The sequence below is a fragment of the Thermococcus litoralis DSM 5473 genome (assembly GCF_000246985.2).
GTDB lineage: Archaea > Methanobacteriota_B > Thermococci > Thermococcales > Thermococcaceae > Thermococcus_A > Thermococcus_A litoralis.
Map to the genome: position 1 here is coordinate 688,891 of NC_022084.1, position 17,611 is coordinate 706,501.

The window sequence follows — 17,611 nt, forward strand, 5'->3', positions numbered from 1 at the left end:
GGCAACAAAGGAAGGATCGTTTTTTGATCTGAGTTTAAACATCGAAACCCTTAAATAGTTTACTCGCAAGTAAATTACTGGTGAGTAAACAAATGTTCATAGACAGGGAGGAGGAGCTGGCCCTCCTTGAGGAGAGGCTGAGGAGCGGTAAGACCCAGTTCATCGTGATCTACGGCAGGAGAAGGGTGGGAAAGACTACTCTCATCCTTGAGTTCCTCCGGAGACACGGCGGCGTTTACCTGCTCGCGAGGGAGACGAGCGAAGCGGAAAACCTTGAGCGCTTCTCTCTCCGCCTCGCTGAATATTTCAACGATTCGTTCCTCAAAAAGAACCCCCTGAGGAGCTGGGATGCGTTCTTCGAGTATATCTCAACTAAGGCCGAAAAGCCCCTCATCGTAGCCATAGACGAGTTCCCCTACCTCGTGAAGGGCAACAAAGCCCTGCCCTCAATCCTCCAGGAGTACTGGGAGATGAGGCTCTCAAAAGGGAAAATCTTCCTCATAATCTCCGGCTCAAGCGTCTCCATGATGGAGAGGCTCTTGGGCTACAAGAGCCCCCTCTACGGCAGAAGAACCGCCCAGCTCAAGCTCAAACCCCTCGACTTCTTCAATGCAAGAGAGTTCCTCCCAAAATACCCGCTCGAGGACTTCGTGAGGGTCTACGGAATTTTGGGAGGCACGCCGGCTTATCTCCTTGAGTTCAGCGATGAAAAAAGCATTGAGGAGAACCTTAAGGGTTACTTCCGCGTTGATTCCTTCCTCTACGGCGATGCCCTCTTCGTCCTCCGCGAGGAGCTTGACGAGCCGAGGAACTACTTCGCCATAATGGAGGCGATAGCGAGGGGAAAGACGACGCTTGGCGAGATAACCAACGATACCGGCCTTGAGAGGGCCACGGTCGGGAAGTACCTCAGCGTGCTCATAGACCTCGACCTCGTGAGGAGAGAACTGCCCGTAACGGCGAGCAGGAAGAGCAGGAAGGGGCGGTACTACATAGCCGACAACTACTTCGCCTTCTGGTTCCGCTACGTTTACCCCAACGCCGACATGATCGAGAGCGGTAACGGGGAGCTCCTCGTTGATGCCGTCATGGCCGACATAGACCACTACACGGGAGGAGTGTTTGAAGGAGTTGCCAAGGAGTTTTTGCTAAGGTTGAACAAGCACGGAGAGCTTCCGTTTAAGTTCACCAAGATTGGAAGGTGGTGGCACAAAGGGGAAGAGATAGACCTCGTTGCCCTGAACGAGCGGGAGAAAAAAGCCCTCTTCGTTGAGGTGAAGTGGAAGGAGCTCAAAGAGAAGGAGGCGAGGGGAATTCTGAAAGACCTTGAGAGAAAGGCGGAGCTCGTTGGACTGGAAGAGTGGGAGAAGTATTACGGACTTGTGGCAAAGAGGGTGGAGGGAAAGGGAGAGCTCAGAGAAGAGGGCTGGCAGGTTTGGGATTTGAGGGACTTCGAAAGGCTTATTTCCTCAAAGGCCCAACTTTAGAGGGTGGTGGTCTTGTCGCTCTTGCCGCTCGTCGGGATGTTCATATTCGGGAAGAAGAAGGGCGAAGATCTGGAGAAGATAGCGAAGCAGTACGGGCTTACAGAGAAGGATTTACATAAAATTAACGCATTAAGCATAGAGTTATCTAGTTACGATACACACGAGATCGTATCCAAGTTAACGGGAATAGATGCAAAAAAATAAAGAAAACGAGGGAAGGTAAATACACGCCACATACTTTTGACCTGTATCACCCACACAGAATGGCAGATAACCCACATGCTGCTGCAATCATTCTCTTCACGGAACTCATGATGCCCCTTGCGGCAGAGATGGCAAAAAAGCACAGCCCAGGAGTGGGAATGCGTGTTGCTAAGGAAATAGCATACCTCGTAGACGACCCACACGCGACCTTCGATCAGATACTCAACACCGACGACGAGGTTATAGCAAATCGCATAGCATCGCATATAGAGGACGTGAGAGGCAGGCCATTGAGCGAGGAGGAAAGAAAGCGCTTAATAAAGGCAGTGCGCACCGTAAAAAAGGTGACTGAAAAGGTTCACAAGAGTGCCTTTAATATGCCTGCAGAGACATATAGCGCTTTCAAAAGAGCGGACGTAGACCGTGCCCTAGTAGAGGTGGGAATCCTAACAGAGCAGGACATCCAAGAGCTACGGCAGGTTTACAGCGAAATAAGGGGGAAGAAAGCAAAGACCAGAGGAAAAAAGAAAGCCCTTGCTGGAGAAACCCTTGAACTCCCCTCAGAGACTCTCCTTGAAGTCCTTTCCATCCTTCAAGCTTTAGAGTTCGCCGACTACTCCGAGAAAGCTAAAGAAAAAGCCCTCCAGAAGCTCTCCTCAGCAATCAAGGAGCTCTCAAGGGAAAAACCCACGCCGGAGAACCTCCTCAAGCTCGGCCTCTACGCCTATGCGGTGGAGCTGATAAAGCGGGGCGAATTCGAGAAGGTTGAGGAGCTCAAAAAGCTCCAATGAAAGGCATCTTTTCCAACAGAGATATAAAGGTGAACTCTCAATAGCCCTTAGGTGATAGTATGAAGCTCCTCATTATGGCACCATGCCTCCTCAGCCCCTTCTACGTTTATCGAGGAGCAAAGGAAAAAGAGTACAAGACAAGTGAAAAGCTCCTAAGCTTTCTTGCAGAGCACAAAGGGGAGATGAAAATCTTAACCTATCCCTGCCCAGAATATGAGCTCATAGGCTGGCCAAGGCCTCCGATGAGCAAGGAAGTTTTTGAAAAGCTTGGAATGGGAGAGAAAGCCGAAAACATTGCGGACTTCATTGGGAGAGTTTTAACGGAAGAAAAGCCCGAAAAAATAATCTTTCTTGGAGTTAAGGGCTCGCCAACGTGTGGAGTATTTCACACAACCTCCAGCAACCCAGAGACATTTCCTTACAAAGCTATCCAAGAGTTCTTTTATCTGCCAAAGGAGGAGAGAATAAATAGATCAAAAGAGCTGATAAAAGAGCAAAGCTTTGAGGTAGTTCCAGGAGAAGGTGTACTATTTGAAGTCCTAAAGAGAAGATTCCCGGATGCCGTTTATCTAGAATTTGACAAGGACAGCATTGAGAAAAGTATTGAAAAGCTGAAGGAAGCCGTGGAGGGGTTGTGATGAGCGCTATAGTTGTTTACGTCTCTATCCACCACAAAAACACGGAGAAGATAGCCAAAGCAATAGCAGAAGTTCTTAATGCGAAGCTCGTCAAGCCATGGGAAGTAAAACCTGAAGAGCTCCTGAAATATGATCTCATAGGCTTTGGCTCCGGCATCTACTACTGGAAACACCATAGGGCGCTCTTTAAGCTTATAGATAACCTTCCAGAAGTGAAAGGAAAGAAAGCGTTTATTTTCTCGACAGCAGGGATAAATATCCCATTTATCAACCACCGAAAGCTAAGAAGGGCTTTAAGGAGGAAAGGATTTGAAATAGTTGGAGAGTTCTCCTGCAGGGGCTGGGACACCAACGGATGGCTGGAGAAGATTGGGGGAATTAGTAAGGGGCATCCAAATGAAAAGGATTTGGAAAGAGCAAGAAGGTTTGCAAAAAGGTTAGCCTCACTTCAGCGAGACCAAGATAGCACCGATAACTATTAATAAAGCCCCAATAAAAGCCCTCAAAGTTACCTCTTCTCCAAGCAAAAGCCATGCAAACGCTATTGCAAAGACCACACTAGTCCTGTCTATAGCCACAACAGCTTTAACAGTCCCCGTTTTTAGTGCCAAAAAGTAGAAAAGCCAAGAAAGCGCCCCAGCAACGCCAGACAATACTATAAAGGCAAATTGCCTTGAAGTTATTCCTCCTTTCAGCTTTCCTTGAAAGGCTGAGACCAGAAGCAGGAACACAAACATGATAAACGCTCTAATCGTAGTGGCCAGAGTTGAATCTATCCCCTCAAGACCAATTTTTCCAAATATCGCAACCAAAGCGGCAAATATAGCGGATAGGAGAGCATAAAATATGTAAATGGGAATTTCCAAGTCTAAGCCTCCCTTATAGCCCTTTCCACAAGTTCTTTCGCTTTGTTCATTAGCTCTCTTGCTTTCTCCTCTGTGTGTGCCTCAAGGGTTATGCGCATTATCGGCTCGGTTCCACTAGGCCTGAAAAGGATCCACCACTCGTCGTTTTCAATCCTTACCCCATCGATGTCGATCAGTCTTTTGTAGTCAAAGTTCTCCAGAGCTTCCTTGGCTATGAGCTCCATTGCCTTTGCCTTCTTCTCGTTAGGGCAGGGAATCTTAGCCCTCAAAGTTACATATCTTGGCACTTCTTTAGCTAGCTCGCTTATTGGGCCGAGCTTGTCAATCATCTCCAGAACCAAAGCCCCAGCAAATATTCCATCGGGAGTGAGATTCCACTGTGGAATTATCCAGGTTCCAGAGGGCTCTCCGCCAAAGATTGCTTTTTCCCTTGTTATTCCTTCCGCAACTGCAACATCTCCAACCCTTACCCTAACAACCTCTCCGCCCAAAGGTTTAACGTAATCATCCAAGGCAAAACCGGCATCAACTGTGGTGATAATCTTTCCCTTTCCAAACTTTCTAAGCATGTAGCCGCTTATGAGGGAAAGCATGACCTCATACTCAACAAAGTTCCCTTGATCGTCAACGACGCCAATCCTATCTGCATCTCCATCGTGTGCTATGCCGACATCAGCCCCAAAGGACTTGACAGCCTTCGAAAGGGCTGAAAGGCTTTTAGCATTTGGCTCAAGTTCCCTCACAAAAAATCCAGACGGGTGGGAGTTGAGTGAGACAACCTTATTTCCAAGCTCCCTCTGAAGATAAGGCGAAACTATGCTCCCGGCGCCGTTTCCACAGTCAACAACAACCTTATAGCTTTTTGAAAGTTCTACCATTTCGAGGGCTTTTTTTATGTACTCCTTTTTTGGATCAGCCTTTGTTAGCTTCCCTATTCTATCCCAAGATGCCTGCTGGAACTTCTCCTCTTCAAGAATTCTCTCCAGCTCACTCTCCATCTCGCTTGTATAGGCCATTCCATTCGGCTGCCACACCTTTATGCCGTTGTACTGGGGGGGATTGTGGGAAGCGGTGATGGTTACTCCCGCATCTGCCTCATAGAGCCTTATTGCAAAGCCCGTTAATGGAGTGGGAGAAAGGCCGATGTCAATAACATCCACTCCAGTGCCCAAAAGACCCGAGATTAGGGCGTTTTTAAGCATCTCGCCGCTAGTTCTAGTGTCCATCCCGACAACTACTCTCCCCTCGCCAAGGAAAGTCCCTAATGCCTTTCCGACCTTCAGAGCGAGATCCGGGGTTAATTTCTCATTAACGACTTCCCTTATACCACTCGTCCCAAAGTACTTCCCCATGAGAATCACCCTATGAACGCTAAACACTAAGAAGTACGAGGCTAAGTTAAAAGATTTTTTACTTCATCTCTCTCAAAATCTCCTCACATAGGTTTTCTTTTTAACGACTCTACCCTCTTCAAGCTTATAAACGTCAACTCTATCCATTCCCATAGTCTCACGCTTGTAAGCGACCAGATAATCCACTAAATCCTTGAGGGCATATCTAAAAAGGGAGTCTCTGAAGTACTTGGGCTCGTATATAAGGATAAGTTTATCCCTATGTTCTGCTATGAACGAATAATACTTGGCTCTCTCTGATTTTGGTCTGGAGAGAAGTGAATAGAGCACATAGCCATCAAATTCAAATCCTTCTTCAATGCCCCCTATAAAGACTTTCTCTGGGTAATCCACCTCAAAAGGAAGGTATTCCGCAAGGAAAACTTTACCTTTAGAAAGCCATAAGTTGAGAAATATCTTTGCGAGCTTCTTGGCATCCCCCGTAAGTAAAACCACGCCCCTTTCAAGGCTCGCTATCTCTTTAAGCATATCCCTCCCCCACTCAGTAGAATTAAACCCTTTAAAAACCTGAGGCAGTTGCCCAAAAATGACCATAAAGTATATATTCTTATTGTTCTCACTCTCATACGATAAATCCCATGGAGGTCGATCTAATGAAGAATAAAGGATTAGCAGTGTTTTTAGTAGGAATTTTACTATTTAGCGTTGCTGTAAGTGGTTGTATTGGCGGAGGAGGGACAGAAACACAAACAAGCACCCCCCAATACGCGGGAAAAATTGCAGTGGTTTATGATGTCGGTGGAAGAGGTGATCTTAGCTTCAACGATATGGCATACCTAGGTGCTTCAAGGGCTGCAAAGGACTTCAATCTTGAACTTAAGGAAGTACAAAGCAACAGTGAGTCTGATTACTTACCAAACCTCAGAAGCTTAGCCCGAAAGGGAGAATACGACATCATTATCGCAGTTGGATTTATGATGACCGATGCAATAAAGCAAGTAGCAGATGAGTTCCCCAACCAAAAGTTCGCCATAGTTGATGGGTTTGTTCCAGACAAGCCAAATGTCATGAGCATTCTCTTTAAAGAAAACGAGGGCTCTGCTTTAATTGGAGCTTTAGCCGGTTTAATTGCAGCTAACGACGGCAAAGACAGAGTAGGAGCTGTTCTTGGTATTGAAATCCCAGTGCTTTACAAGTTCGAAAGTGGATACAGGTTTGGTGTGGCCTGGGCAGAGGATTACTACAAGCAAAAGACTGGAAAAGACGTGAACATCGAAGTTCTCTCTACTTACACTGGCGAATTTAACGACCCTGCAAAGGGTAAAACAGCTGCTCAAGCCCAGCTCGGGCAGGGAGCATGGGTCATCTACCAGATTGCAGGTGCAACTGGACAGGGTGTCTTCGATGCCGTCTATGAGTACCTCCAGAGCCAAGGAAAAGACATGGGGCCACCGTTTGCAGTAGGTGTCGATTCAGCTCAAGATTGGATTAAACCGGGAGTTATAATTGCTTCAATGATGAAGAGAGTTGATGTAGGTGTATACAAGGCTGTAGAGATGGCCGTCAAGGGCAACTGGCAAGGAGGAGTAATGGAGCTTGGACTAAAAGAAGGTGGTGTTGGGGTAAGCACTATCGATGATGTCAAAGAGATGTTTAACTCACTGTCAGAGGAAACCAAGAAGCAGAAGCTCAAGGAGCTCGGCTTTACCAGCGAAGATGAGCTATTTGCCAAGCTCGAGGAGACAAGAAAGCAAGTTCCAGACTGGATCTGGAATGCAGTAAAAGAACTTGAAGAGAAGATCAAGAGCGGAGAGATAAAGGTTCCAATGGCAACCACAAAAGACCAAATAGAAGCCTTAAGAAACGCCCAAACATGGCAAGAAATGGAGGAGTTAGCAAAGCAGTGGGAAAGCAGCTGATTTCTCCTTTCTATTTTAAATTTCACAGCTTCTTGGGGGTGCATTTATGGAAGAAGTTCCAATTATCGAGATGAAAGGGATCGTCAAGATATATCCAGACGGAACAAAGGCCCTGAAAGGTGTTGATTTTTCCGTAAAAAAAGGTGAGATTCACGGTTTGTTGGGTGAGAATGGAGCTGGAAAAACAACTTTAATGAAAATACTCTCTGGAATGCTCCATCCAACAGAGGGTAAAATCTTTGTTAATGGTAAAGAAGTGAGATTTAAGAGCCCCGCAGATGCTCTTGCGAATGGAATTGGTATGGTTCATCAGCATTTTACTCTCGTTGATGTTTTTGATGGTCTTCATAATATTATACTTGGAATGGAAGGTCACGGGCTTTTCTCAAGGATAGATGTTGAGAAAGCAAAGGAGAAGTTGCAAAAACTTATGGATGAGCTGAACTTTCAAGTTCCCCTCGATGTACCCGTTGAAAACCTTCCGGTGGGCGTTCAGCAGAGAATCGAGATATTAAAAACCCTATATAGAGATGTTGATGTTCTTATTTTGGATGAGCCAACTGCAGTGTTAACACCAATAGAGGTCAAGGAGCTCTTTGATGTTCTTAGAAAGCTAAAAGCACAGGGTACAACGATAATATTCATAAGCCACAAGCTAAGAGAAGTCATGGAGATAACCGACAGGGTAACCGTTCTGAGAAAGGGAGAGGTAATAGGAACCGTCAACACAAGCGAGACATCCCCAAAAGAACTCGCCAAAATGATGGTTGGGAGAGAAGTTGCTCTCAGGATAGAGAAACCACCAAAAGAAGCTGGGAAACCCGTTCTTGAAGTAAAGAACCTATGGGTAAAGGGGGACAGAGGCGAAGATGCAGTAAAAGGACTGACATTTGAAGTGAGGGCAGGGGAAATATTCGGAATAGCTGGTGTAGAGGGTAACGGGCAAACCGAGCTTATAGAAGCGATAAGCGGGTTAAGGAGAATAGAAAAGGGCAAGGTAATCCTCAACGGCAAAGATATAACTGGTAGACCACCAAGGGAGCTCTATGATCTCGGAGTGGCACATATTCCAGAGGACAGAATCCATATGGGACTAGTCACAGAAATGAGTGTAGCCGAAAATTCAATTCTCGGGCTCCACTGGAGAGAGACTTTTAGAGGGCCGTTGGGACTTATAAGGTGGGACAAGGTTAAAGAACATGCGGCAAAGCTCGTGAAGGATTTTGAAGTTGTTGTCCCAAGTATAGATGCTCCCGTAAAGAGCCTGAGCGGAGGAAATCAGCAAAAGCTCATAGTTGCAAGGGAAGTTAGCAAAGAGCCCGAATTTATAATTGCATCTCAACCAACGAGAGGTGTAGACGTTGCATCAACCGAATATATAAGAAACTACCTGATAAAGCTTAGAAACGAAAACAAGGCTGTTCTTTTGGTTTCTGCTGATCTCGACGAAGTACTGCAACTCAGTGATAGAATGGCAATAATCTATGAGGGCGAATTTGTAGGCATAGTAAAGCCTGAAGAGGTTACCGAAGAGCAAATAGGACTAATGATGGGAGGTATCAAGCATGAGGGTTGACATCAAAGGATTTGCAAAGCCACTTGTAGAGAGCCTGATAGCGATAGTGATTGGAATTGTAGTTGGAGGAATTATACTAGCGTTCTCAGGCTACAGCCCAGTTAAGGCTTACGTGGCACTTTTTGACGGAGCCGTGGGCTCAAAGTACGGATGGGCCATGACACTAAGTGCAGCAACCCCCATAATATTAACCGCTTTGACCTTTGGAATAGGAGCGAGAACAGGACTTTTTAACATTGGCGGAGAAGGTACAGTATATTTTGGAGCTATAGCGGCAATCCTGCTAACAAACCTCTGGGGAAACATTTTAATGGGCCTTCTTGGTGGAATAATAGCGGGAATCGCATGGATGGCAATTCCTGCCTTCCTAAAGGTTCTAAGAGGAGTAAATGAAGTTGTATCTACAATCATGCTCAACTGGATGGCCTACTTCATAGCCCTCTACATAGTCCTGCAAAAAATACCAAATCCAGAGGATCCGAATAAGACAATAGCAGTACCGGCTAGTGCAAGGTTTCCGATAATAATGAAAGGAAGTGAGCTTTCATGGGCCTTTGCGATTTCGGTAATAGCAGCCCTCATCACATACTACATCCTCTGGCACACTGAGTTGGGGTATGAACTTAGAGTAAGCGGATACAATGAGAGAGCAGCTCGTTATGGTGGGATAAACCCAAAGAAAGCAGTTATATGGTCTTTCCTACTTGGAGGCATCATGAGCGGCCTTGCTGGTGCAACGGAAGTCATGGGAAGACCTCCAAGCTATGCAATAAGCCAAGGAATGGCGAACATCTACGGCTACGGATTTGATGGAATAGGTGTTTCCCTAGTAGGAAGAAATCACCCGCTTGGAATAATATTCAGCGGCATATTCTTTGGAATGCTTAAAGCTGGAGCCACGGCTATGCAGATTGAAGCAGGAGTCCCGTTAGAGATGGTGAGAATGGTTCAGGGTGTGATAGTTGTTGCCGTTGCAGTCCCAGGACTTTTAGACCTTCTAAAGAGGGTGGTGAGAAGATGATTGAGGCAGTCATTTCAACACTTATAGGAGCACTAACGGCAATGGTTCCACTGGTGCTTACAAGCGTGGGGGCTGTAGTGAGCGAGAGAGCCGGTGTTGTAAACATAGGATATGAGGGAATACTCCTTATGAGTGCCTTCTTTGGAGCAATATTCGCAGAAATAACCGGAAGTCCATGGATCGGCCTTCTTGGTGGGGCTTTTATAGGGATGCTTTTAGGGATGCTCCACGGATTTATTACCGTTTATCTAAAGGGAGATCATGTGATTCCGGGTATAGGAGTTAACCTTCTTGCATTAGGTGTTGTAGCCTTTGGAATTCCAGCATACTGGGGAACGGCAGGTCAGCATCAAGTTCCGACGAACTTCAGGGTTACACCGATAATAAACACCCCCTACGGAAGTTTAAGCCCAATGGTTCTTGTGACAATTGCCATAGCAATCCTGACCCACTGGGTTCTCTTCAGAACTCCATTAGGACTTAGAATAAGAGCGGTAGGTGAAAATCCGGAAGCAGCGGATGCACTAGGTATAAATGTTGAGCGCTATAGATTTCTAGCCACAGTGTATGGAGCAACGCTTGCAGGACTTGGCGGGGCATTCATGAGTGTAGACTGGCTTGGAACGGTCACAAAGCAGCTTTCAGCAGGTAGAGGATTTATCGCCCTGGCAAATATGGTCTTTAGCGGATGGAACCCATTAAGGGCTCTCCTTGGAGGATTCATCTTTGGATTCTTCGACAACCTCTCAGTGTGGGTAAGAACAAATCCAGAGGTTCAGAGAATCATCCCATGGCAGTTTGTTGCTACACTTCCATACCTAGTGACATTGATCATTGTGGCAGGAATAATAGGAAAAGTAAGACCTCCAAAGGCCGATGGAAAGCCCTACAAGAGAGAGTGAGCTCTCTTACTTTTTATTATTACACCGAGAGCTGTTCCGAGGGTAATCCCTACCACGAGGGCAAGAAGGATATACGTTGTGTTGAGGTTTGTTTGCTGGAATGTCTGCCCTTGCTCCGGAGCACAGCTTCTAAATGCGGATGCTATATTGGCAGAATTTTGGGCTAAAACTTCGGTATAATTTCTCCCGCTCCACATAACCGAAACTTTGACCGCTGGGACTCCTGTTCTTTTTGAAAGCTCAAGGGCAGCACTTTTCAAAGGTTCTGGGGATTCCTCCGAGTAAACTATTACATCAACTGTTTTTGCAACAGTAAGGAGCTCATCCACACTCTTAGCTGGGACTTCTTCTTCAGGTTTTATAGAGTCAACCCCTATAATTCCCATCCACTCCAAAGTGTACTGTTGAGAGGGGAGCTCTATCAATGCCTTCTTCCCTTCCAAGCCTAATTTTTGATATGCCAAGACAATCCCTTCGAGTTTTGCCTCAAACTCTGAAAACCGAGAATCTAGGGAAGTGTATGCAGGGGAGTTAGCTAAAGCATCCTTTACGGCTTCAGCTATGGCAAGGACATTGTAGGGGTCAAGCCAAATACCGTGGGGATTGTACTTGTTGTTGTACCACCTTTCAGGAAGATAGCGAAAGCCGTATCTCTGATAATCCTCTATCCCAAGAACCTTACCTTTCAAGATGCCTTCTCGCTTGAGCTCCTCTATTTTTTCTTCAGCTGGCAAGTGACCAATTGTAACTATAACATCTGCCCTTTGAATCTCTTTAATCTGCTCCGGTGTAAGCTGGTATTGATGAGGATCAACGCCAAGGGGAACCAGATATTCCACCTGAACGGTATCTCCAAATGCCTCCCTAAGTATCTCCGCTATTGGGGCTATGCTCGTGACCACTAAAGGCTTCTCCTGAGCGGTAGTTAATGGAGCTAGAAGAAGGATAAGTACAAACAGTAACACCATTCTCTTCATTTTAGGTCACCCTAATAGAGTTGGAGCATGGTATTTTAAAGTTTTGCAGAGAGTTTAAATATGTCTAATGAAAAATTAGTATGATGCCTATGAAGCGCAGGCTCTTGGCACTCCTAATTATTTTTCTCCTGGCTCCAAACGTTAGTGCGTACCAGTTTCAGCGAAATAGTGTTCTAATAAAGATAAACCCAAATGAAGAGCTCCTATCCATTGTTTACTACCTTGCATTTGGTCACGATGAGTTCGTCCTCAATAGAGAGGGGTACATCAACGATGTAAAACAATGGTTTTGGAAATACAGAAACCACAGGGCGGTAGAGATACTTAGGAAATATTTCAAGGATGCAAAAACTGTTCCGGAGAGGGACTATAGGCTATTCATCATTGACGCGTACCTTCTGCAGTTCTCAGAGCCACCGGAGATGAAGAGAATCTATATGGGATGGCAGGATCAAGAGCTTGACGAAATAGTGGACGCCCTGAGGGAGTTTTCCCAAGATACAAACTTCATGGAATTCTTTAGGAGCCATGAGAATTACTACAATGAAGACCTAGAAGTTTATGCTTCTGCCATAACTCTACTCCCACCAGATGAGTTCATGGAATCATATATGAACTTGACCAACGTTCGCTTCGAGTTTCATTTTCCATATCTGGTCTGTATTCATGGACACAACTTCAGAGAAAAAGTGAATGAGACTGTAATCTATGGCTCCGGAGGAATGCTTCCATTGGTCAGAAGAAACCCTCCCAAAACATACTGGGGCTTTCTTAGAGCAAGGGATACTATATTTGGACTTCCGCTGAACAGCGTTTATGTGAACAATTCAGAATTTGACAGATTGTGGATTCTGGAGTTTATCTATCACGAGCTTGGACACGACCTAACTACAGCCAAGCTCAACGAGTATTACGGGTACAAAGTAAAGCCCCTCAAATACCTTGAAGACACCATAGAGGAGGACATGCCCTACTTGGCAACCTATGACATACACTTTTGGAGCGATACAGCCATGATATACGAAAGCTTTGCAGATGCCTGGGCGTACTTTGCCCTAAGCGGAATAAACAAAGACTATGCCGAGCTTTCCCTTCAGATGGAGAAAGCATGGGGAGAATTTTGGATCGAGGATGTTGTGGAGCTATACAAAAAATATGCCAAGATTGCCGTTGAGAATAACAGGCCCTTGGAGGAGTACATCTTTAATATGTTAACGGAGTTAGCCCATATGGTGCCTGAAAGCGAAGCAAAAGCCCTTTATGAAGAAAAAGTACCGGTAACTCCATTGAGAGCACTGGACGATGGAGTGAAGGAGGGAGAAATAATCATAGTTTACGGCACACAGAATCCTGACAAAAATGGTGTGGATTACGATAGAGAAACAGCCGAAATCGTTAAATATTATCTCCAGAGGTTCTACTCTCAGTGGATGGGGGAGGTAAAAGTCGAAATAAAGAGCGATATGGAGATAACTAAGGAAGATTTAGAGAAGGATATGATCCTCATAGGCGGTCCTTTGAGTAATAAAGTTGTTGATCAGCTGGATGAAGACTTCCCCTTAAGGTTTGTGCTCTCAAACGGAACATGGATTTTGGAGAAAAATGCCGAATTCGAAAACGTCAGAACGTTCTTAATAACGGATCCATACATAAAAGAGATTGAATTCGCCGAAAAAACTTACAGCTCACCCTTTACATCCGTAATAATGGCAATAAGAAACCCATATCGGGAAGACAACTACATAATATGGATCGCCGGGGCAGATAGATATGGAACAAGAAAATACAAAAATCCAACATACTACCTAGTAAGCTATCAAGTATACGACGGAAGAGTCATTGAAGATGGGTTTTACTCCTGATGCCCGTTGCTCTTTCCATTCTTTATATAGGGCTTGCCTATTGCTATGCTGAAGCCTTTAAATGAATCATCCTTCCGATGGAACTCTATAGCCAACGGCAAATTATTATCCTCGTTTATCACGATTCTAACGATTCTAGCACGCGAATGGTCATTTAAATATTCTTCTTTCAGCTCGTCATAATGTTCTAGGGCCTCGTTTATAACGTCCTCGTGCATATCGTAAATTTCTCTAGAGTAGTTGCTGTGCTCCCTTATTGATTTTATCATATCCTCCTTATCCAAGATATCACAACCTTAAGCTTTGCGCCAAGATTGCCCATCCCATTTAAATATTTTTCTCATCTGGGCAAATTTTAAAGCCTCCTCAAGCTTCTCCTTCGGAACCTCCATACCATGGAGCTCTTTAAACAGCTCAATTATTTCATCCGAAGTAAGGGCATCCTTCTCCTCAAACAGGTTGTTTACGAGGTTTATCATATCCTCAACAAAGTTCCACGGAAAGACTATCCATGCCCAATCAATCTCCTCTCCAAAGTAATCTGGCCTAAACTTTGAGGTTTTTATCGTCAAAAGAGTTGCAACTTTTATTTCAGCTGGATTTTTGCTCTCGACGTAGTTCTTTGCCAAGGTTAAGCTTTCTCCAGTATCCGCTATGTCATCAACTATCAGGACTTTCTTGCCCCCAAAATTGTATTGCGTGCCGTACTTGAGTTTGGCTTTTCCGTCTGGAGTTGCCGTAACTCCCCAATGCTCCACTTTAACGCTCACGAGATCTTTAACTCCCAAATAGTCGCAGTAAAGCCTTGCCGCAACCCAGCCGCCTCTTGCAAGGCCCACAACAACATCCGGCATCCAGCCTTCTTCAAGAACTTTAATTGCTCCTTCTTTAGCCCACTTCTCTATGTCGTCCCAAGAAGCCAAGTATGCTGGAAACTTCTTCATGATTTCCCTTAATGACGTTAATAAACAAGGAATATTTAAGCTTTTCCCGAAGAAGACATACATCTACACTATCTCCAAATGGAAGTGGAAGGTCGTCGAAGTTGTCACCCAGATAAAAGACTTCAAAGTAGCAAGGAGCTAATGGAAGACCCGGAGATGAAGAGGCACGGCAAAAGAGTGAGCAAGCTCATACAGCGCCTCATAAAGAAGAGGGCCTTCGAAATAAAGAGGATCAACGAGGAGAAAGCCTTAGAGGAGGCGAAGAACTTCATGGAGAAAGAGCTCGACATCGAGATAGCCATCAACCCCGAGGAGGACAAGGGCGGAAAGAAGAGGCAAGCTATGCCGCTGAAGCCTGCGGTGTTTGTGGAGTGAGGGGTTTCCCTTTACTTTATTCCCTCCGCTCCAGCGATGTCAGCTCACACCCCTCCTCCCGACAGTTAAGGGCCATGTCAACTCTCTCATGGTGGGGGATCGCTACTCCTATCCACCAAACATCTAAAATGGTGATATCAAGCTTTATTTCCAATTCTCCCCTTGAATCAGGTAATATTTTCAAGATCAAGTCCCCGCCTGCACTCTCGAACCGGATGTCTGGGTCAGAAGACGAAAACCCCACCTTTATCCCCCTGCTGACAGGCAGTTTCTCAAGGACACTGAACCGGCAGGAAAGGTAGCGGTATCCGACTGCATCTCTTGTTGAGTTCCAGCACGAAAAGAGGGCGCGATAGGTTTTCCCTCCTAGTTCAACATGTTTGCCAAATTCCTGTCCGGGTGTCGAATCTACTGCCGGTGCTACCAGCGAGGTTGAAGGTATGAGTAGATTGAAGAGTATGCAGTATATGAAATAAAGGGCAAGGAGCTCCCTATGGTTTCGCCTTAACCAACGTGCTAATGATGCCAATTGCATCACCCTAAGGTACTTTCTAGTCTCATCTACCGAGCAACCACACTAAGATGAATGCTACTACCCCTATCTCCCATAGAGTGTCTAAAGGCAATTGGTGGTCTTTGTACTTTGTATGTTTAAGAACGAACACTATCAATATGTAAAAAAAGATTAAAAAATCTATCACCATCGAACGATTCATTGTGTGGTACCCCCAACTAATTGTGCCAGATTATAGTTGGACCCCCTAGTATTTGTTCTATGTAAATGCCCTTGTTGCCTCCCATATCATCAACTACTTTAATGTATGCACCAGCCAATATGAGCACTTCGGCTATTCCTTCTAGGGTGCTTTTCGCGATAGTGATCCCAAGTCTTTCCAAAGATGAGATAAGTGCTGCCCTTCCCACCTTTGTTCCTCCTCCTGCTATCCCAACCCCATGAAGTCCAAGAGCTTCTGAGTTTCATGCTTGTTCAACGTGAGTTTCCAGCCCCACCAGTGGTGTTCCCAGTGCCACTGTGGAGTGAATCCCTTAATTTCATTGGGTTCCTCAAGCACAGTCTCGGGGCCATAGTTAGTAAGTTGGTACATAACAACGTTGTCAGTTATCTGCTTAAGGTTATTGATGGCTGTGGTGTTGTAGTACTCATAATGCACTCGTCCATTTTCTAAAGTTTCCACAGTGATCTGATCAGATGTGCTATTAACGAGTAGCGCCATGTCCAACAAGCCGTCTTTGTATGTTCCAACGATAGTTCCTTTTGTTGTCTCGATGAAAAACACATATTTTCCATTGCTTTTAACCCCCTGATACTGACTTGATAGAAGCTTTTTGTACCCCGAACTTTTTGAGATCTTTCTGAGCAATAGATAGAACGAAGGTTTTTTCCTGTGGATTCAGGTCATGGAGATTCAGAAATACTGGACCCATTCCCATTGTTTTAGTGCTGGGCGCAGTAGCACTTGCGCTTCCAGCCGTTACTCCAACCATCAGCAGTCCAAGCAGGACTACAAACAAGGGTTTCCACTTCAGGGACAAGCCTCCTTACAGTTGTTTGCACTACATTTTACGGTAGACACTTTTATAAGTTTTACCATTCAAAGTTTTTAACATGGCTATGTCAATGGTAATTTTATTAATACCCCAAATTTCGACTTCTCTGGGAAGATAAGCCATGAGTAAAAGTGTTGCATGGGGATGTAAGTGAGCCGTAGAGACTTATCTTTTTGAGAAAATCCCAAAGTTTTGCCTCCGCCATTAATTCAACACTGCCTTATAAAACTTTTTCTCCAAGAACGCTTTAAGTATAGGTACTTTAGTTTTCTCTGGTGTTCTCCATGCCTGCCAACGAAGAAAAGTTCAAAGAAGAGATTCTTTCCAAAATCCCACCCCGGAACGAGCCGTCTTTGCCTCCCGACTGGCTTAGCCTTGAAATGCTCGAACGCTTCCGCGTACTCAGGTTCGCGTCCCTGGAAGAGGGCATGAACGTCCTCGAAATCGGCTGTGGCGCCCATGCAATAACAACAGTTCCGCTCGCTTACCTCGTTGGTGAGACCGGCAGAGTAGTTGCCGTGGATAAAGCCCGCTGGCGCTTCTTCGAAGAAATAACGTCTGCCGCGGGGCTGAAGCACAGGATACTCCCCATAAAACTCGACGCAAAAGAACTGCCCTTTCCCTTTAAAGCGTTTGACCTGGCCGTTCTCGTTCACGGCATCAGAAGTCTGAAAAACGAGGAAACCATCGTAAAGGTCATATCTGAGATGCTCCGAATTTCCGAGAGGATTTTCATAGCCGAGAGCCTCCCAATAGCAAACAACGAACGCCAGAGGGCACACCTTGAGCTGTACAACCTGAGGCAGGAAATTTTCGAGGCTTTGTTCGGTGAGAAGGATGACCTGCACTACTTCCCGCTGGAAAAGCTGGAGGAGTTTGTGGAGCGCGCCGGAGGAAGGATCGTTGATAGTGGAACCTTTGAGCCCAACCTGCCGCACTACCTCGCATACATACCGCGGGAGTACTTGGGGCAGATAAAAGACGAGAAAAAGCGCTCTGAACTCCTGAAGCGATGGGATAAAGCCTATGAAAAGTGGAAGAACGGAGCCGAGCACCCTCCAGTAGGATGGCTGGTTGCCGAAAGCGATGCCCACCGAAAACCTTAAATTAATAACGCGATATTAAATA

At 45.5% G+C, this 17,611-nt stretch carries 21 protein-coding genes and 1 pseudogene; 12 read left to right on the forward strand and 10 right to left on the reverse strand.

The window, feature by feature from the left end; translation table 11 throughout:
- Positions 1–92 precede the first annotated feature (92 nt).
- Genes OCC_RS03845 through OCC_RS03865 form a run of 5 tightly spaced genes read left to right on the forward strand, consistent with a single transcriptional unit; the run spans position 93 to position 3,602 of the window.
- A complete protein-coding gene (locus OCC_RS03845; protein WP_004068162.1) occupies positions 93–1,487 on the forward strand; it encodes an ATP-binding protein in 1,395 nt (464 codons plus the stop codon).
- A gap of 3 nt (positions 1,488–1,490) precedes the next feature.
- Complete coding sequence (locus OCC_RS03850) at positions 1,491–1,691, forward strand: LysM peptidoglycan-binding domain-containing protein (RefSeq protein WP_148290399.1); 201 nt, start codon at positions 1,491–1,493, stop codon at positions 1,689–1,691.
- Between the two features lie 59 nt (positions 1,692–1,750).
- Positions 1,751–2,482, forward strand: a complete 732-nt coding sequence (locus OCC_RS03855; protein ID WP_148290400.1) for a hypothetical protein — start codon at positions 1,751–1,753, stop codon at positions 2,480–2,482.
- Positions 2,483–2,541: 59 nt separating this feature from the next.
- Entirely contained in the window at positions 2,542–3,120 is a 579-nt protein-coding gene (locus OCC_RS03860; RefSeq protein WP_004068165.1) for a DUF523 domain-containing protein, read from the forward strand.
- The gene (locus tag OCC_RS03865; protein ID WP_004068166.1) at positions 3,120–3,602 is read left to right on the forward strand and encodes a flavodoxin family protein; all 483 of its coding nucleotides are present in this window, start codon (positions 3,120–3,122) and stop codon (positions 3,600–3,602) included. Before OCC_RS03860 ends, OCC_RS03865 begins: the two co-directional genes overlap by 1 nt.
- Here OCC_RS03865 and OCC_RS03870 read toward each other — a convergent pair.
- The 3 genes from OCC_RS03870 to OCC_RS03880 form a co-directional block, all read right to left on the reverse strand.
- Entirely contained in the window at positions 3,564–3,986 is a 423-nt protein-coding gene (locus OCC_RS03870; protein ID WP_004068167.1) for an EamA family transporter, read from the reverse strand. The genes OCC_RS03865 and OCC_RS03870 overlap by 39 nt on opposite strands.
- 2 nt (positions 3,987–3,988) lie before the next feature.
- Positions 3,989–5,338 (reverse strand): phosphoglucosamine mutase, encoded by a 1,350-nt coding sequence (glmM, locus tag OCC_RS03875; protein ID WP_004068168.1) that lies wholly within the window; start codon positions 5,336–5,338, stop codon positions 3,989–3,991.
- A gap of 72 nt (positions 5,339–5,410) precedes the next feature.
- Positions 5,411–5,866, reverse strand: a complete 456-nt coding sequence (locus OCC_RS03880) for a hypothetical protein (protein WP_004068169.1) — start codon at positions 5,864–5,866, stop codon at positions 5,411–5,413.
- Positions 5,867–5,991: 125 nt separating this feature from the next.
- Between OCC_RS03880 and OCC_RS03885 the strand changes: the two genes are divergently transcribed.
- Genes OCC_RS03885 through OCC_RS03900 form a run of 4 tightly spaced genes read left to right on the forward strand, consistent with a single transcriptional unit; the run spans position 5,992 to position 10,756 of the window.
- On the forward strand, positions 5,992–7,257 hold the full coding sequence (locus OCC_RS03885) for a BMP family lipoprotein (protein WP_004068170.1): 1,266 nt from the start codon (positions 5,992–5,994) through the stop codon (positions 7,255–7,257).
- 46 nt (positions 7,258–7,303) lie between these two features.
- Entirely contained in the window at positions 7,304–8,833 is a 1,530-nt protein-coding gene (locus OCC_RS03890; RefSeq protein WP_004068171.1) for an ABC transporter ATP-binding protein, read from the forward strand.
- Positions 8,823–9,854, forward strand: a complete 1,032-nt coding sequence (locus OCC_RS03895; RefSeq protein WP_004068172.1) for an ABC transporter permease — start codon at positions 8,823–8,825, stop codon at positions 9,852–9,854. The genes OCC_RS03890 and OCC_RS03895 overlap by 11 nt, the downstream gene beginning before the upstream one ends.
- Complete coding sequence (locus OCC_RS03900; protein WP_004068173.1) at positions 9,851–10,756, forward strand: ABC transporter permease; 906 nt, start codon at positions 9,851–9,853, stop codon at positions 10,754–10,756. Before OCC_RS03895 ends, OCC_RS03900 begins: the two co-directional genes overlap by 4 nt.
- Here the strand turns inward: OCC_RS03900 and OCC_RS03905 are convergent.
- On the reverse strand, positions 10,741–11,733 hold the full coding sequence (locus OCC_RS03905) for a metal ABC transporter solute-binding protein, Zn/Mn family (RefSeq protein ID WP_004068174.1): 993 nt from the start codon (positions 11,731–11,733) through the stop codon (positions 10,741–10,743). The two genes, OCC_RS03900 and OCC_RS03905, sit on opposite strands and share 16 nt — an antisense overlap.
- An 83-nt stretch (positions 11,734–11,816) precedes the next feature.
- Here OCC_RS03905 and OCC_RS03910 point away from each other — a divergent pair, with 83 nt between their 5' ends.
- Positions 11,817–13,595 carry a DUF4932 domain-containing protein gene (locus OCC_RS03910; protein WP_238565081.1) on the forward strand — a complete coding sequence of 593 codons (1,779 nt, stop codon included), beginning with the start codon at positions 11,817–11,819 and terminating at the stop codon, positions 13,593–13,595.
- Here OCC_RS03910 and OCC_RS03915 read toward each other — a convergent pair.
- Both OCC_RS03915 and OCC_RS03920 read right to left on the reverse strand, forming a co-directional pair.
- Complete coding sequence (locus tag OCC_RS03915) at positions 13,586–13,864, reverse strand: hypothetical protein (RefSeq protein WP_394296088.1); 279 nt, start codon at positions 13,862–13,864, stop codon at positions 13,586–13,588. The two genes, OCC_RS03910 and OCC_RS03915, sit on opposite strands and share 10 nt — an antisense overlap.
- A gap of 27 nt (positions 13,865–13,891) precedes the next feature.
- Positions 13,892–14,539 (reverse strand): phosphoribosyltransferase, encoded by a 648-nt coding sequence (locus OCC_RS03920; protein WP_004068177.1) that lies wholly within the window; start codon positions 14,537–14,539, stop codon positions 13,892–13,894.
- Positions 14,540–14,585: 46 nt separating this feature from the next.
- Here OCC_RS03920 and leuS point away from each other — a divergent pair.
- Positions 14,586–14,914, forward strand: a pseudogene (gene leuS, locus OCC_RS03925) (leucine--tRNA ligase); the annotation flags it as partial.
- 16 nt (positions 14,915–14,930) lie between these two features.
- Here leuS and OCC_RS03930 read toward each other — a convergent pair.
- The 4 genes from OCC_RS03930 to OCC_RS03945 form a co-directional block, all read right to left on the reverse strand.
- Positions 14,931–15,443, reverse strand: coding sequence for a hypothetical protein (locus tag OCC_RS03930; RefSeq protein WP_004068180.1), 513 nt, complete (start codon positions 15,441–15,443; stop codon positions 14,931–14,933).
- 203 nt (positions 15,444–15,646) lie between these two features.
- Positions 15,647–15,838, reverse strand: a complete 192-nt coding sequence (locus tag OCC_RS03935) for a hypothetical protein (protein ID WP_004068181.1) — start codon at positions 15,836–15,838, stop codon at positions 15,647–15,649.
- Between the two features lie 17 nt (positions 15,839–15,855).
- Positions 15,856–16,086 carry a hypothetical protein gene (locus OCC_RS12400; RefSeq protein ID WP_148290401.1) on the reverse strand — a complete coding sequence of 77 codons (231 nt, stop codon included), beginning with the start codon at positions 16,084–16,086 and terminating at the stop codon, positions 15,856–15,858.
- A 142-nt stretch (positions 16,087–16,228) separates the two neighbouring features.
- Positions 16,229–16,447 (reverse strand): hypothetical protein, encoded by a 219-nt coding sequence (locus OCC_RS03945; RefSeq protein WP_004068183.1) that lies wholly within the window; start codon positions 16,445–16,447, stop codon positions 16,229–16,231.
- 320 nt (positions 16,448–16,767) lie between these two features.
- Between OCC_RS03945 and OCC_RS03950 the strand changes: the two genes are divergently transcribed.
- A complete protein-coding gene (locus OCC_RS03950) occupies positions 16,768–17,589 on the forward strand; it encodes a class I SAM-dependent methyltransferase (protein WP_004068184.1) in 822 nt (273 codons plus the stop codon).
- Positions 17,590–17,611 lie beyond the last annotated feature (22 nt).

Bases quoted from the DNA above. Each gene is read 5' to 3' on its own strand.
- OCC_RS03950 (WP_004068184.1), top strand. From the start codon at position 16,768: ATGCCTGCCAACGAAGAAAAGTTCAAAGAAGAGATTCTTTCCAAAATC.
- OCC_RS03885 (WP_004068170.1), top strand. From the start codon at position 5,992: ATGAAGAATAAAGGATTAGCAGTGTTTTTAGTAGGAATTTTACTATTT.
- OCC_RS03920 (WP_004068177.1), bottom strand. From the start codon at position 14,539: ATGAAGAAGTTTCCAGCATACTTGGCTTCTTGGGACGACATAGAGAAG.
- OCC_RS03855 (WP_148290400.1), top strand. From the start codon at position 1,751: ATGGCAGATAACCCACATGCTGCTGCAATCATTCTCTTCACGGAACTC.
- OCC_RS03845 (WP_004068162.1), top strand. From the start codon at position 93: ATGTTCATAGACAGGGAGGAGGAGCTGGCCCTCCTTGAGGAGAGGCTG.
- glmM (WP_004068168.1), bottom strand. From the start codon at position 5,338: ATGGGGAAGTACTTTGGGACGAGTGGTATAAGGGAAGTCGTTAATGAG.
- OCC_RS03905 (WP_004068174.1), bottom strand. From the start codon at position 11,733: ATGAAGAGAATGGTGTTACTGTTTGTACTTATCCTTCTTCTAGCTCCA.
- OCC_RS03895 (WP_004068172.1), top strand. From the start codon at position 8,823: ATGAGGGTTGACATCAAAGGATTTGCAAAGCCACTTGTAGAGAGCCTG.
- OCC_RS03900 (WP_004068173.1), top strand. From the start codon at position 9,851: ATGATTGAGGCAGTCATTTCAACACTTATAGGAGCACTAACGGCAATG.
- OCC_RS03915 (WP_394296088.1), bottom strand. From the start codon at position 13,864: ATGATAAAATCAATAAGGGAGCACAGCAACTACTCTAGAGAAATTTAC.
- OCC_RS03910 (WP_238565081.1), top strand. From the start codon at position 11,817: ATGCCTATGAAGCGCAGGCTCTTGGCACTCCTAATTATTTTTCTCCTG.
- OCC_RS03860 (WP_004068165.1), top strand. From the start codon at position 2,542: ATGAAGCTCCTCATTATGGCACCATGCCTCCTCAGCCCCTTCTACGTT.
- OCC_RS03890 (WP_004068171.1), top strand. From the start codon at position 7,304: ATGGAAGAAGTTCCAATTATCGAGATGAAAGGGATCGTCAAGATATAT.
- OCC_RS03880 (WP_004068169.1), bottom strand. From the start codon at position 5,866: ATGCTTAAAGAGATAGCGAGCCTTGAAAGGGGCGTGGTTTTACTTACG.
- OCC_RS03865 (WP_004068166.1), top strand. From the start codon at position 3,120: ATGAGCGCTATAGTTGTTTACGTCTCTATCCACCACAAAAACACGGAG.